The organism is Azospirillum soli, from assembly GCF_017876165.1.
Classification (GTDB): domain Bacteria; phylum Pseudomonadota; class Alphaproteobacteria; order Azospirillales; family Azospirillaceae; genus Azospirillum; species Azospirillum soli.
Window position 1 is genome coordinate 73,163 of sequence record NZ_JAGINQ010000020.1, and the last position, 13,187, is coordinate 86,349.

Annotated in this window: 12 protein-coding genes; 7 read left to right on the forward strand and 5 right to left on the reverse strand. The window is 69.6% G+C overall.

What is annotated here, in order from left to right; translation table 11 throughout:
* Window positions 1-11 precede the first annotated feature (11 nt).
* Genes J2852_RS24660 through J2852_RS24690 form a run of 7 tightly spaced genes read left to right on the forward strand, consistent with a single transcriptional unit; the run spans window position 12 to window position 6,955 of the window.
* The gene (locus tag J2852_RS24660) at window positions 12-1,571 is read left to right on the forward strand and encodes a chemotaxis protein CheW (RefSeq protein ID WP_209880812.1); all 1,560 of its coding nucleotides are present in this window, start codon (window positions 12-14) and stop codon (window positions 1,569-1,571) included.
* 3 nt (window positions 1,572-1,574) lie between these two features.
* Window positions 1,575-2,645, forward strand: a complete 1,071-nt coding sequence (gene cheB / locus J2852_RS24665) for a chemotaxis-specific protein-glutamate methyltransferase CheB (protein ID WP_209880814.1) — start codon at window positions 1,575-1,577, stop codon at window positions 2,643-2,645.
* Between the two features lie 11 nt (window positions 2,646-2,656).
* Window positions 2,657-3,280: a HEAT repeat domain-containing protein gene (locus J2852_RS24670; protein WP_209880816.1), complete on the forward strand. Its 624-nt coding sequence runs from the start codon at window positions 2,657-2,659 to the stop codon at window positions 3,278-3,280.
* On the forward strand, window positions 3,277-4,113 hold the full coding sequence (locus tag J2852_RS24675) for a CheR family methyltransferase (RefSeq protein WP_209880818.1): 837 nt from the start codon (window positions 3,277-3,279) through the stop codon (window positions 4,111-4,113). The genes J2852_RS24670 and J2852_RS24675 overlap by 4 nt, the downstream gene beginning before the upstream one ends.
* A gap of 12 nt (window positions 4,114-4,125) precedes the next feature.
* Complete coding sequence (locus J2852_RS24680) at window positions 4,126-4,527, forward strand: response regulator (RefSeq protein WP_209880819.1); 402 nt, start codon at window positions 4,126-4,128, stop codon at window positions 4,525-4,527.
* A gap of 2 nt (window positions 4,528-4,529) precedes the next feature.
* Complete coding sequence (locus J2852_RS24685) at window positions 4,530-6,722, forward strand: chemotaxis protein CheA (RefSeq protein WP_209880820.1); 2,193 nt, start codon at window positions 4,530-4,532, stop codon at window positions 6,720-6,722.
* Window positions 6,722-6,955, forward strand: a complete 234-nt coding sequence (locus J2852_RS24690; RefSeq protein WP_209880821.1) for a hypothetical protein — start codon at window positions 6,722-6,724, stop codon at window positions 6,953-6,955. Before J2852_RS24685 ends, J2852_RS24690 begins: the two co-directional genes overlap by 1 nt.
* Here the strand turns inward: J2852_RS24690 and J2852_RS24695 are convergent.
* From J2852_RS24695 to argE, 5 genes are all read right to left on the reverse strand, one after another.
* Entirely contained in the window at window positions 6,924-8,663 is a 1,740-nt protein-coding gene (locus tag J2852_RS24695) for a tetratricopeptide repeat protein (protein ID WP_209880822.1), read from the reverse strand. The genes J2852_RS24690 and J2852_RS24695 overlap by 32 nt on opposite strands.
* A 118-nt stretch (window positions 8,664-8,781) precedes the next feature.
* A complete protein-coding gene (locus J2852_RS24700; RefSeq protein WP_209880823.1) occupies window positions 8,782-9,180 on the reverse strand; it encodes a response regulator in 399 nt (132 codons plus the stop codon).
* Window positions 9,177-11,048, reverse strand: coding sequence for a sensor histidine kinase (locus tag J2852_RS24705; RefSeq protein ID WP_209880824.1), 1,872 nt, complete (start codon window positions 11,046-11,048; stop codon window positions 9,177-9,179). Before J2852_RS24705 ends, J2852_RS24700 begins: the two co-directional genes overlap by 4 nt.
* Window positions 11,035-11,670, reverse strand: coding sequence for a chemotaxis protein CheC (locus J2852_RS24710; protein ID WP_209880826.1), 636 nt, complete (start codon window positions 11,668-11,670; stop codon window positions 11,035-11,037). The genes J2852_RS24705 and J2852_RS24710 overlap by 14 nt, the downstream gene beginning before the upstream one ends.
* Before the next feature lie 327 nt (window positions 11,671-11,997).
* Entirely contained in the window at window positions 11,998-13,128 is a 1,131-nt protein-coding gene (gene argE / locus J2852_RS24715; RefSeq protein WP_211112322.1) for an acetylornithine deacetylase, read from the reverse strand.
* Window positions 13,129-13,187 lie beyond the last annotated feature (59 nt).

Genomic DNA, 13,187 nt, shown 5'->3' on the forward strand with positions numbered 1-13,187 from the left:
GGGAGTGGGGCATGGCAGCGATCGTGCGGCAGGACGGGGCTCGACCCTTCGTCACGTTCGGCGTGGGGGATATGGCGCTCGCCGTTCCGCTGGCCGAGGTTCTGGAAATCCTCCGGCCACCGGAGGTGGTGCGCATTCCGCTGGGGCCGCCAAGCCTGGAAGGGCTGGCGCGGCACCGGGGCGAGGTGATGCCCGTCATCAGCCTGCGCCGCATTCTGGGCTTGCCCGATGCGGAGCGGGAGGCTGGCGCGCGCGTGCTGGTGGCGCGGCACCGGGGGCAGCCGGTCGGGCTGGTCGCGGACCGGATCAATGGGCTGGCCAGTGTGGGTGACGATCGCATCGTTGCGGCTGAAGGGGTGGCGAACGGAACCGGGGCCGCCATCGACGAGGCGCTGCTGGCCGGGGCGATCCGCGCCACGGACGGTGGGGAAGGCGCGCTGATCCTCGACATCGGGCCGGTGGTCGAGCGCCAGTTCGCCGACTTGGGCCGGATCGCCGGCCGGGCCGGCGGTTTTGGCGGGGGCATTGGCGGAGGCTCGGGCGAAGCGGCGCCCATCGGTCGTGACGCGGCGGTGTCCGTGGACGAGGTGCGGCTGGTCGTCTTCGCGGCCGCCGGGCAGGAATTCGCCCTGCCGGTGGAGCATGTGCAGGAGATCGGTCCGGTCCCGAATCTGGTGACGCGGGTTCCGCGCGCCCGCGCGCATCTTCTGGGCATGATGACGTTGCGCGACGCGCTGCTGCCCTTGGTGGGGCTGCGGGAGCTGTTCGGGCTGGACGAAACGGGCGAAGAAACCGGCCGGCGCGTCGTCGTGGTGCGGACCGACGAAGGGCTGGTCGGTGTTGTGGTGGATGGGGTGCGGGAAATCCTGCGCACCCCGCACGGGCGGATCGACCCGGTCCCGCCGCTGCTGGCGCGCGAGGCGGAGTTCGAGGACGTCTCCGGGATCGCGCGGGTGGATGGCAACGGGCGGCTGGTGTCCGTTCTGTCCGCCGCCCGGTTGTTCCGCCGGGGGGCCGCGCTGGGAACCGGAACGAATGGGGAGGGCGCCGGCATGGTGGTCGGGGACGAGGCGGCCGGTTTGACGACGCAGGGGCGGACGGAGCCCTTCGTGGTGTTCCGGCTGGCCGGGGCGGAGTATGGGCTGCCGGTCGCGGCGGTGCGCGAGGTGCTGCGCCGGCCCGACGCGCCCACCCCCTTGCCGAATGCGCCGGATTTTGTCCGTGGCGTGGTGACCCTGCGCGGTGCCGTGCTGCCGGTGATCGACCAGCGCCGCCTGCTGCGCCTGCCGGAAGTGGCGACCGGCGGGGGCGAGCGGGCGCGCGTCGTGGTGATCGCCGCCGGGGAGGCGCTGGCCGGGCTGCTGGTGGACGGCATGGCCGGCATCGTCCGCGTGCCGGAAAGCCGCATTGAGACCGCGCCCGTCGTGTCCCAGGCGCAGCACCGGCTGATCCGCCGTGTCGCGACGCTGGACGATCCGGGGGCTCCGGACGGGCGGCGGATGATCCTGTTGATGGATCCGGGCGAACTGCTCGACATGGACCAGTTGGCCGCACTGCTCGTGGCGGCGTGATCCATGGCGAAAGTTCTGGTGGTTGACGATTCGGTGCTGATGCGGCGGCGGATCGCCGAGCTTCTGCGCGACGCCGGCTTCACGGTGGAGACCGCCGCCAACGGGGAAGAGGCGTTGGAGCGGCTGAAGCCCTTTGACCCCGACGTGGTGACGCTGGACGTGACCATGCCGGGCATGGACGGGCTCACCTGCCTGAAGCGCATCATGGTCGAGCATCCCAAGCCGGTCGTCATGGTTTCCGCCCTGACCGCCGAGGGGGCGGACGTGACGCTGGAGGCGCTGCGGCTGGGTGCCGTGGAGGCGGTGGAGAAGCCGGGGGGCATCGGCTCCCTCAGCCGCATCGCCGAGGAACTGGTGAACACGGTGCGGGCCGCCGCCTCGTCCCGGCCGCGCCGGGTGCGGGGCCTGCGCGAGCGGCTGCGGCTGGCGCGGACGCGCATCGCGGGAGAGGATTTCGTCGCCGATACCCCGGTGGAACCAGTGGCGGGCGACGATGGCGGGCTGGTGCTGATCGGGGTGTCCACCGGAGGGCCGAGCACGCTGGAGGACATTCTGCCGGAATTGCCGGCGGACTTTCCCTGGCCGGTCGTCGTGGCGCAGCACATGCCCGCCAACTTCACCCGCGCGCTGGCCCGGCGGCTGGACGATATCTGCGCGGTGACGGTGACGGAGGCCGCCAGCCCCACGCCCTTGCAGTCGGGCACGGTCTACATCGCGCGGGGTGGGGCCGACGTGGTGGTGACTCGGCGCGGCGGGCGATTGGTCGTCCAGCCGATGCCGGCGGCAGAGGACAAGAGCTGGCACCCGAACGTGGACCGGCTGGTGGAGAGCGCCTTGCGGACGGTGCCTCCGGCGCGGCTGGTCGGGGTGCTGCTGACCGGCATGGGCTATGACGGGGCGGCGACGATGGCCGAACTGCGCCGCCTTGGCGGCCGGACCATCGCCGAGGCGGAGGAGAGCGCCGTGGTCTTCGGCATGCCGCAGGAGCTGATCCGGCGCGGCGGGGCGGAGATCGTGCTGCCCGCCGATCGGGTGGCGCAGCAGCTGGTCAAGTGGGTGCCCGCGAAAGGCTGATGGAGAAACGCATGGCGTTGGTCAAGGCGAAGAAGGGCACGCTGCCGCCCGTGGTGGAAGCCGAGGCCGCCAGTCTGGAGGACGCCGACCCGGCGCAACGCCGCCGCGCGGCGCACGAGGCGGCCGGGCGCGCCGAGGCCGTGGCGCCGCTGGCCGGGCGGCTGGCGCGGGAGGACGACGCCAGCGTGCGCGAGGCGATTCTGACCGCGCTGGTGCGCACGGGCTCGGCCGAGGCCGCCGGGGCGCTGATCCCCTTCCTGGCGAGCGAGGACGTGGGCCTGCGCAACGGGGCCATCGAGAGCCTGCAGCAGATGCCGGCCGCCGTCGTCATGCCGGAGGTGGCGCCGCTGCTGACAGACGGGGATTCAGACGTGCGGATCTTCGCGGCGCAGCTGGTCGGGCACCTGCCGCACCCCGACCGCCTGCCCCTGCTGACCGGGGTGGTGGAGCGCGACCCGCATGTGAACGTCTGCCTCGCCGCCGTGGAGGCGCTGGTGGAGATCGGCCATCCCAATGCCCTGCCCAGCCTGGAGCGGTTGGTCGCCCGTTTCCCGGACGACCCGTTCGTCGGCTTTTCCGTCGAGTCGGCGCGCCACCGGTTCACCGAGGATCCGGAACGAGACTTGGGAGCATGACGGCTCCGCTCGATCCGGACGACTACGATGCCTTCTGCACCTTCCTGCGGGGGCGGACCGGGCTGTCCTTCACCGAGGCCAAGCGCTACTTCGTGGACCGCCGCCTTGCCGAGCGCATGACGGCGGTGGGGGCGGAGAGCTTTCGCGACTACATGAACCTGCTGCGCTTCCAGGCGTCGGGGGAGGAGCTGCAACGGCTCGTCAACCTGATGACGGTGAACGAGACCTACTTCTTCCGCGAGAAGTACCAGCTGGACTGCCTGGTGAATTCGGCGCTGGACGAGGTGGTGCGGGGGCGCAAGCCCGGCGACCGCGTGCGCATCTGGTCGGCCGGCTGCGCCACGGGGGAGGAGCCCTATTCCATCGCCATCATGCTGCTGGAACACTGGGGCAAGGTGGATGAGTACGAGATTGAATTGTATGCCTCGGACATCGACTCTCACGTGCTGAAGCGCGCGAGGGACGGTGTGTACGAGGAACGGGCGCTGCACATGCTGCCGCGCGGGCTGGTGGCGAAATACTTCACCGAGATCGAGCCGGGCCGCTGGCGGATCATGGACGAGCTGCGGGAGTCCATCGACTTCTCGCTGGTCAACATCGTCGATCCGGCGCAGGTGGCGCGGTTCCGCGACATCGACGTGATCTTCTGCCGCAACCTGCTGATCTATTTCGACGATCTCGGCCGGCGCGAGGCGGCGTCGATGTTCTACGAGGCGCTGGCGCCCTGCGGCTTCGTCTGCCTCGGCCATTCGGAGAGCATGAGCCGCATGTCCTCCCTGTTCGTGCCGCGCCGGTTCCCCGACGCCATCCTCTACCAGAAGCCCCAGCGCTAAGGAGGCCATCCGATGAACAACGATAAGCGCCGCGTGCTGGTGGTGGACGATGCGGTCACCGTGCGGGCCTACACCCGGCAGGTGCTGGAGGCGGACGGCTTCGTGGTGGACGAGGCGATCAACGGCATCGACGGGCTGGAGCACGCCATGGCCAACCCGCCGGACCTGCTGATCGTGGACATCAATATGCAGAAGATGGACGGCTACGCCATGCTGCGCGTGCTGCGGCAGGAGCCGGCGCTCCGCGACGTGCCGGCGGTGATGATCTCCACCGAATCCAAGGACAGCGACCGCGAACAGGCCCGGTTGGCCGGGGCGAACTGGTATTTCGTGAAACCAGTGAAGCCGAAGGATCTGAGCGAGGCAGCACGTCTGCTGACCGGGCGCTCCCATGAAGACAAGCGGGAGGGATGACCATGAACCCGCTGTTCGAACAATTCGTCATCGAGGCGCGCGAGCTTCTGGACGCTGCCGGGGCCGCCTTGCTGCGGCTGGAGCGGGAGCCGGGGGACGCCGGGGCCATCAACGACCTGTTCCGTGCGCTGCACACGCTGAAGGGCGCGACCGGCCTGTTCGACATGGCGCCCTTCACCCGGCTGGTGCACGCGGGCGAGGACGCGCTGATGGCCGTGCGCGAGGGGCGCGCGGCGGTGACGCCGGAACTGGCGGACCGGCTGTTCCAACTGCTCGACCTTGGGGTTCGCTGGGTCGATCACCTGGACGCGGAAGGCGACCTGCCGGACGGCGCCGACGCGGTCGCGCGGGAACGGGAAACGCTGCTGCGCGCGGCGCTCGGCGGGGAAAAGGCCGTCGAGGCTCCATCCGGAGCGTTCTCGTGGGTGGACGAGCTGACCGAAGCGGAGCGGCGGACGGCTGGGGGGCGGACGGTGACCGCCGTGATGTACGACCCGCACCCGGACTGCTTCTTCACCGGCGACGACCCGCTGGATCTGTGCCGGAAGATACCGGACCTGCTGCTGTTGAGGATCGAACCGGTCGAGCCCTGGCCGGAGCTTTCGGCGCTGGATCCCTACCGCTGCGCCTTGCGCTTCCGGACGCTGAGCGCGGCGCCCAAGGATGACGTGGCGCGGGTGTTCCGCAGCGTTCCGGATCAGGTGCGCATCGCCACGATGACCGTTGCCGGGGCGGTGACGGCGCCGGAGCCGGTGGTGGAAGGGCTGGCCGAATCGATTCTGCGCGAGCAGGCGCGCATCCTGGCGCTGGAGGGTACGGCGGCGGAGCGTGAGGCGCGGCGGGCCGTGGTCTTGCGGACCGTGCGCAACATCCTGACGGCGCAGGGGCGGGAGGCGGATCGGGCGGCCTTGGATCGGGTGGCTGAAACGCCCGAGGCGTTGCGGGGCTTCGTCGAGGGGCTGGCGGATGCGCGGACAGGGGGCGGTGCCGCGTCCGTCCCGTTTGCGGTTCCGGCGGCGGCACCCGCCCGGCGGGCGCTGCGCGTCGAGGCGGAGCGCATGGACCGGCTGATGTCCCTGGTCGGTGAACTGGTCGTCGCCAAGAGCCGGCTGCCCTATCTCGCCCGCGAGGCGCGGGAGGGGCAGAGCTTCGAGATGCTGGCGCAAGGGCTGAAGGAGACGCAGGGGCAGATCGACGCCATCGTCGGCGAGTTGCAGGCGGCCGTTCTGCGTCTGCGCGTGCTGCCGCTGTCGCGTGTGTTCGAACCGCTGCCGCGTCTGGTCCGCGATGCCGCGCGGAGGCTCGGCAAGTCTGTGGAATTGCGGCTGAGCGGCGAGGAGACGCAGGCCGACAAGGACATTCTGGATGTTCTGGGCGAGCCGCTGCTTCACCTCGTCCGCAACAGCCTGGATCACGGGATTGAGACGCCGGACGCGCGGCGGGCGGCGGGCAAGCCGGAGACGGCGGAGATCCGGGTTTCCGCCTTTCAGGACAAGAACGGCGTGGTGGTGGAGGTGGCCGACGACGGGGCGGGCATCGACGCCGGCGCGGTGCGCCGCAAGGCGGTCGAGCGCGGGCTGATCGAGGCGGACCGGGCGGCGGCGCTGACCGAAGAGGAGGCGGTGCGGCTGGTCTTCCTGCCGGGGCTCAGCACCTCCTCCGGCGTGTCGGACCTGTCGGGGCGCGGGGTCGGCATGGACGCGGTGCGCGCGGCGGTGGAGCAGGCTGGCGGGCGGGTGGAGATCGCATCGCAGCGGGGACACGGCACGCGCGTGCGGCTGGTGCTGCCGCTGACCATGATGATCACGCGCGTGATGATGGTGGAGACGGCGGGCGCGCTCTATGGCTTTCCGGTCACGCTGGTTACCGGCATGCTGCGGGTGCGGAGGGGCGACATCCGGGCGGTGAAACGCGCCGAGAGCATCGTGCTGCACGACGCCGTGGTGCCGCTGCTGCGGCTGCGCCGGCTGCTCGGCCTGCCGGAGGACGATCGGGCGGTGGGGACGGAGGCGGTGCTGGTGGTCGATCTCGGCGGGCAGACGGTCGGGCTGGTGGTGGACGGCTTCCGCGAACGCGCCGACGTAGTGCTGAAGCCGATGACCGGGGTGCTGGCGCGGCTGCGCGGCTACGCCGGGACGGCGGTGCTCGGCGACGGGCAACTGCTGCTCGTCCTCAATCTGCGGGAGCTGCTGTGATGCCGATCCGGTTCGAGGATGACATGGCGGTGTTCGAGGGCGCCTGCGCCGTTGATGAGGCGATGGAGCTTGCCGGGTGGCTGGAAGGGCGCGAGCGGGTGCGCGTCGATCTGGGACGCTGCACGGCGCTGCATACGGCGCTCTTGCAGCTTTTGATGGCCGCGCGGGCCGCGGTCGTCGTCGAACCGGAGGACGCTTTCCTCAAGACCTGGGTGGCGCCGCGGCTTCGGTAAGCGCGCGCGCGACGGCGGCGAGGGGGCCGGTCCAGTCGTCGGGCCGCTCCTGGCGGAACAGGCGGGCGGTCGGGTACCAGGGGCTGTCGCTGCGCCCGCTCATCCAGCGCCAGCAGGGATTGGATGGCAGAAGCACCCAGACCGGGCGGCCCAAAGCCCCGGCCAGATGGGCGATGGCGGTGTCCACCGTGATGACGAGGTCGAGCGCGGCGATGGCGGCGGCGGCCTCCGCCAGATCGGGAAGGTCACCGGACAGATCGGTGATCGGGCCGGGAAATTCTGCCAATTCCCGCACGGCCGGGCCGACTTGAAGGGAATAGAGGGTGACGCCGGGGATCGCCGCCAGCGGGGCGAAGGCGGCGAGCCGCATGGACCGACGCGCGTCATTGACGTTGGCCGGGCGCCCGGCCCACACCAGCCCGCAACGCAGGTGCGCGTCGGGGCTGCTCTCTTGAAGGCGCCGCTTCCAGGTGTCCGGCCGGTCGGCGGGCGGGTGCAGGTAGGGGACGGCGGCCGGAATGGCTTCGATGTTGCGGCAGAACAGGCGGGCGAGGCTCATCAGCGGGATCTGGCAGTCCACATCCGGAAGACCGGCGATGCCGGGGAAATCGCTGGCCCGTGAAATGACCGAAACGAGGGCTGGATCGACGTTGCATTCCAGCAGGGGGCGGACGGGAGCGTGCGCTTCCAGATAGATGTGCTCTGGCCGGGCGGCCATGACGCGGTCGAGAAAGCGGATGAATTGCAGCGCGTCGCCAAGGCCCTGTTCGGCGTGGACGAGGATTGTCTTGCCGGTGAGGTCGCCGCCCTCCCACCGGGGTTGGGGGAAGGGGCGATGCTGTCCGTTCATCGCCGGGCTGCGCCAGCGCCATTCATACTCGTCCCAGCCCGATCCATAGTCGCCGAGGCGCAGCAGCGCGTGCGACAGGTTCCAATGGGCACCGACATGGTCGGGGGACAGGCGCAGGGTCTCGCGATAGGCGGCGATGGCGTTTTCATCGTCACCCAGCGCAATGAACACGTTGCCCAGGATCTGCGCGATGTCCGGGTGTCGCGGGTCGGCGCGGCGGGCGCGCTGGGCCAGGGTGCGGGCATTGTCCGGCTGGCGGAGGCTCTGCGCCGCAATGTTGGAAAGCGCCGGTCCGCAGGCGGGGTCGATGGCGAGCGTGGCGCGGAACAGCCGGACGGCTTCGGCGGTCTCTCCCTGGTCGAGCCGTTCGATGGCCCGCATGAACGTCATGGCCCGGCCGTGCCGGTCGATGATCTGCGTCCAGAGCTGGCGCGCTTCCCCGTGGTCAGGGGCAAGGCGGAGGAAGTGCTGCAGGAGCGTGGCTGCGGGCGCCGGCTGGTTGGACGCGTGCATGACCTTGCCCAATTGAAGCAGGGCGAGAGCATGATCGGGCTGCAGCGCTAGGGCGGTTTGCAGAGTGTCGATCGCCTGCTGATTGTGGACTGCCATCATCAGGGCACGCGCGAGGTCGATGCGCAGACCGGCGTCGTCGGGGGTGAGGCGAACGGCTTGGCGGAAGAGGCCAACGGCCTCCTGGGGGGCGTTGGCTTGGCAGAGAAGCACGGCCAGCAGGCGCAACGCGGTTGCCTGTTCCGGGTCGGCGTCGAGGATGCGGCGGTAAAGGGTTTCCGCTTCGGCGAGTTGCCCGGCCTCGTGATACTGGAAAGCAATGCTCAACGCTTCGGCGATGCTCGCCATTATCGGTCCCTGGGCAACGTCGCGAAGGCCTGGAGGGTACTATGCGGGCGGTGGGTGGGGGTATGGGTTTCGGAAGGCGCCCCTCACGCAAAGCGGCAGAGGGAAGGAAGAGGGCCCCTTACGAAAACAGCTCCATCGTGTCGGGGATCTTGCCGGGGGGCTTGCCGTCCAGGATGGCCTGCACGGCGTTGACGGCGGCGATCAGGGTGCCTTGGCTAAAGGGCTTCGGCAGGCAGCCGATGCCGTATTCGCGGCTGGGCTCCACCTCTTCGCGGAAGGAGGTGACGAACAGGCAGGGGATGCCCCGGGCGGTCATCCACCGGGCGGCGTCGATGCCGATGGAGCCCTGCGCCAGATGGATGTCCACCAGCGCCAGATCCGGTTCCACCTCCTGGGCGAGCGCGATGGCCCTCTCCGACGTCGGGGCGGGTCCGAAGACCTCGTGTCCGGCCGATTCCAGATAGAAGGTCTGTTCCATGGCGATGAGGACCTCGTCCTCGACGAGAAGGATCTTCATCCGTTGAACTCCACGGCGCTCGTTTCCAGCGCCGGGTCGTCGCCCGCCGGCACGGGCAGCGCGATCCGGAAGGAGGTGCCGCGCCTGACCGGCGGAAGAGCGACCGTCGCGCCGATCTGGCCGGTCAGGCTGGTGATGAGCCGCATGCCGAGGCTGCGCGACTTGTGCATGTCGAAGCCGGGCGGCAGGCCAGGCCCCTGGTCGGTCACGATCAGTTCCACGGCAAGGTCACGCTTCTTCAGTTCCACCAGAATGTCCGCCTGGCCGGCGCCGCGGTGCTTGATCGCGTTGGTGATCAGCTCGTTGGCGATGAGGCCGAGCGGGGCGGCCTGATCGATGGGCAGGTCGATGGGATCGGCCCGCACCTCCACCTCGCACAGCGTGCCGCCGCCGGACGCCCGCGACAGGTCGGCGCACAGCTCGTTCAGGTAGCTGGCGAACTCGATGGTCTGGAACTGCTCGGTCTGGTAGAGGCGGCTGTGCACCCGCGCGATGGCCTCGATCCGGCTGCGCGCGTCCTGGAAATGAACGCGCTCGGCCTCGCCCGGCAGGCTGAAGGTCTGGAGCGTCAGCAGGCTGGAGACCAGCTGAAGGCTGTTCTTGACCCGGTGGTTGACCTCGCGCAGCAGGGTCGATTTCTGGCTGACCAGCTTGCGCAGCGTGGCTTCCATCGACTTGATCTCGGTGACGTCGATGTGCATCAGAACCGCCCCGCCGAACGGGCCGGCGGCCATGGGCGCCGCCAGACAGCGGAACCAGCGCGGGCCGTCCGCCGACAGGCCGGGATACTCGATGGACAGCGGCTGCCCGCCCTCCTGGTCGTCGGCACCCTGGAGAAGGCCGCGCAGGCCCTCGATGACGGCGTCGGCGTGCTCGGCCCCGCTCTGCGCGGCGGCGCAGGCCTCCAGGTAGTTGTCGCCCACGGCGGAGCCGTCGCCGAGGAAGCCGGCCCGCGCGCCGCCGGCCGCCCAGGCCTTGTTGACCGAGATGATGTGGCCGCCGTGGTCGAGCACGGCGATGTGCGCCGGCAGGGCGTCCAGCGTCGCCTTGGTCTGCTCGGCCAGCTGGCGCATGGCGAGCGCGTTGGCGGTCAGCTCCTCGCGGTTGCGGCGGCGTTCGGTGATGTCGCGCAGGATGCCGGTGATGAAGCTGCGCCCCTCCGACTCCCAACGGGCGAGCGACAGTTCCAGGTCGATGCGGGTGCCGTCGCGCTTGCGGCCGATCAGTTCGAAGGCGGCGGGGCGGCCGGTTTCATCCTCTTCCGTCAGGCTGGCCCAGTCGGGCGTGCCGTCGGCCAGGAACAGGCGGACGTGCTGGCCGATCAGCTCGTTGGGGCGGTAGCCGAACTGCCGCGCGGCGGCGTCGTTCGCCCACTGCACCACGCCGCGCGTGTCGGTGGTGACGATGGCGTCCGGGGCGGTGTCCACGATGGCGCGGTAGCGGGCGTCGCGCTGTTCGCGCAAGACCCGCTCGCGGTTCACCACGGCGGTCACGTCGGTGACCTGGATCAGGCAATAGGGGTTGTTGCCGACCGCCAGCGGGCGGATCAGCACGTTGTGGACCATGCGCCGGCCGTCGGCACAGCGCAGCGGCAACAGCACGGGGTTCAGCGTGTGCGACAGCACGCTGGGCGCGCCGGTGTCCAGAACGTCGCTCACGGCGCCGTGCAGGCGCGAGTCGCGCAAGCCGGGGATCGCCTCGACCAGATCGCGCCCGTGGATGGTCGCGGACGGGATGCCCGAGGCCTTCTCCATCCAGCCGTTCCACAGCTGGACGCGGGCGTGCCGGTCCAGCACGATCACGCCGGCGTCCAGCGCGTCGAGGATGCCGTCGAACCAGGGCAGCCGCTTGAGTTCAGTGGGTTCCATGCGGCGCCCCGGACTCGATGCGTTGGATGAAGCTGTGAATCAGACCCTTCAGCGATTCCAGCGACGACAGTCCCATCAACAGCGCGATGTAGCCGCGGATGCTGCGGCTGCGAATCGAGAAGTCGATGTAGAGGAACATGACCAGCTCGTCCGAATTCTCCCCGGGGTTTTGGAAGATGCGGTTGCTGTCGCCGCGCAGGACGCTGGGCAGTGAAATGGACAGGTTGTCCTTCAGCGTGTTGGCCATGACCACGAGGCAGCCGTTCAGGATGATGTTGCCGATTTCCGCCAGGGCGTCCTGTTCGAGATCGACGATCTCCTCAAGGCTGAGTTCACTGCCCAGAACGGCGCGGGCCAGTTCCAGGCTGTTGGTCTCGGGGAAGATCAGCAGGGCGCGGCCGGAGAAGGCCCCTTGGAACTGCTGCTCCACCGCGACGAGGCTGTTGCGTTCCCGCGCGCTGAGCAGGCGGGCGGCGCTGTCGCGATGGACGATCTCCACCGACGGCACGGACAGGAGCACCTGATCCGACACCATGCGGCTGAGATGCGTCGCCGCACGGCCGACCCCCATGTTCACCAACTCCGTCAGAGCGTCGCGCTCCAGGTCGGTCAAATCCACCATGCACCGGCGCTCCCACTCTCATCGGTCGCGCCGCACCACCGACGCCTTGCTGGAATTTTGCGACAGGAATGCGTCAAAAATCTCTCCCGTCAATGGCATATGCCGAACATAGGGGTGAACTAGGCGCATCAGCGGCGTACCTCCTTCGGCTCGCCTTACTGCTGCGGAACGGCCAATTCTTTGGCACTGCCGGCGTGATGGTTGCGTTCAGCTCCGCGTAATTCGACATCTACGACAACAGTTCGCGGGTGTGGCTGTGCTGCGGCCGCTCGAACAAATCTTCAGTGGCCGCAACCTTCAGCAGGAGCTTCGCTTGCGCGCTTGGCGTCACGCCGCCAGTCGGCGGACGAGTTCCCTCATGAACCGCTCGCACTCGGTCACCTGGGAGATTTCGATGAACTCGTTGGGCTGGTGCGCCTGATCGATGGAACCGGGACCGCACATGACCGTGGAGAGCCCGGCCTCCTGGAACTGGCCGGCCTCCGCCCCGTAGGACACCACGGCCGTGTCGTTGCGGCCGGTCAGCGCGTGGCAGAGCTGGGCGGCGGGGTTGTTCGCCTCCGGGGCCAGTCCGGGGGCGCCGGCGATCACGGTGGTCTGGATGTCGGCGGTGGGAGCGACGCGGCGGATTTCGGCTCGCAGGCGGTCGCATTCCGCCTCGAACCGGTCGCGGAAGGTCGTCCAGTCGTCCCCGGCGACGGGGCGGATGTCCCAGTAGAACTCGCAATGGCGCGCGGTGATGTTGGTCGCCGTGCCGCCCTGGATGGTGCCGACGTGCAGCGTGGTGTAGGGCGGGTCGAAGGGGCAGGCGGGATCGGCCTTGGCGGCGTTGTCCGCAACCATGTCGGAAATGAAATTGACCAGACGCGCGGCGGTCATCACCGCGCTGACGCCCCGGTCGATCTGGGAGGAATGCACCTCGTGCCCGGTCACGGTGGTGCGCAGCACGTAGCAACCCTTGTGCGCCAGCACGACGCGCATCGAGGTCGGCTCGCCCACGATCACCGCGCTCGCGCGCGGCAGTTCGGCCACAATGCGCTCGATCATGAAAGGCGCGCCGATGCAGCCGATTTCCTCGTCGTAGGAGAGGGCGAGGTGCAGCGGGCGCTTCAGGCCGGCGGCCAGCATCTCCGGCAGCATGGCCAGCGCCACGGCCGGGAAGCTCTTCATGTCGGCGGTGCCGCGCCCGTACAGGCGGCCGTCGCGCTCCACCACCGTGAAGGGATCGGTGTCCCAGGGCTGGCCGTCCACCGGCACCACGTCGGTGTGGGCGGACAGGACGACGCCGCCTTCGACCATGGGGCCGATGGTGGCGAACAGGTTCGCCTTGCTGCCGTCCGCGTTGGGGACGAGGCGGCTTTCGATTCCGTGTCCGGCGAGATAGTCCCTGACCCAGTCGATCAGCGCCATGTTGGAGCGGCGCGAAACGGTGTCGAACCCGACGAGTCGGGCGATCATGTCCCGTGATGTCTCTTGCACCCTGCGTACCTGCTTGTTTCGGGCCGTTTTGTTTCAGG

Coding starts and splice junctions, on each gene's coding strand:
- J2852_RS24660 (WP_209880812.1), top strand. CDS start 12: ATGGCAGCGATCGTGCGGCAGGACGGGGCTCGACCCTTCGTCACGTTC.
- cheB (WP_209880814.1), top strand. CDS start 1,575: ATGGCGAAAGTTCTGGTGGTTGACGATTCGGTGCTGATGCGGCGGCGG.
- J2852_RS24670 (WP_209880816.1), top strand. CDS start 2,657: ATGGCGTTGGTCAAGGCGAAGAAGGGCACGCTGCCGCCCGTGGTGGAA.
- J2852_RS24675 (WP_209880818.1), top strand. CDS start 3,277: ATGACGGCTCCGCTCGATCCGGACGACTACGATGCCTTCTGCACCTTC.
- J2852_RS24680 (WP_209880819.1), top strand. CDS start 4,126: ATGAACAACGATAAGCGCCGCGTGCTGGTGGTGGACGATGCGGTCACC.
- J2852_RS24685 (WP_209880820.1), top strand. CDS start 4,530: ATGAACCCGCTGTTCGAACAATTCGTCATCGAGGCGCGCGAGCTTCTG.
- J2852_RS24690 (WP_209880821.1), top strand. CDS start 6,722: ATGCCGATCCGGTTCGAGGATGACATGGCGGTGTTCGAGGGCGCCTGC.
- J2852_RS24695 (WP_209880822.1), bottom strand. CDS start 8,663: ATGGCGAGCATCGCCGAAGCGTTGAGCATTGCTTTCCAGTATCACGAG.
- J2852_RS24700 (WP_209880823.1), bottom strand. CDS start 9,180: ATGAAGATCCTTCTCGTCGAGGACGAGGTCCTCATCGCCATGGAACAG.
- J2852_RS24705 (WP_209880824.1), bottom strand. CDS start 11,048: ATGGAACCCACTGAACTCAAGCGGCTGCCCTGGTTCGACGGCATCCTC.
- J2852_RS24710 (WP_209880826.1), bottom strand. CDS start 11,670: ATGGTGGATTTGACCGACCTGGAGCGCGACGCTCTGACGGAGTTGGTG.
- argE (WP_211112322.1), bottom strand. CDS start 13,128: ATGATCGCCCGACTCGTCGGGTTCGACACCGTTTCGCGCCGCTCCAAC.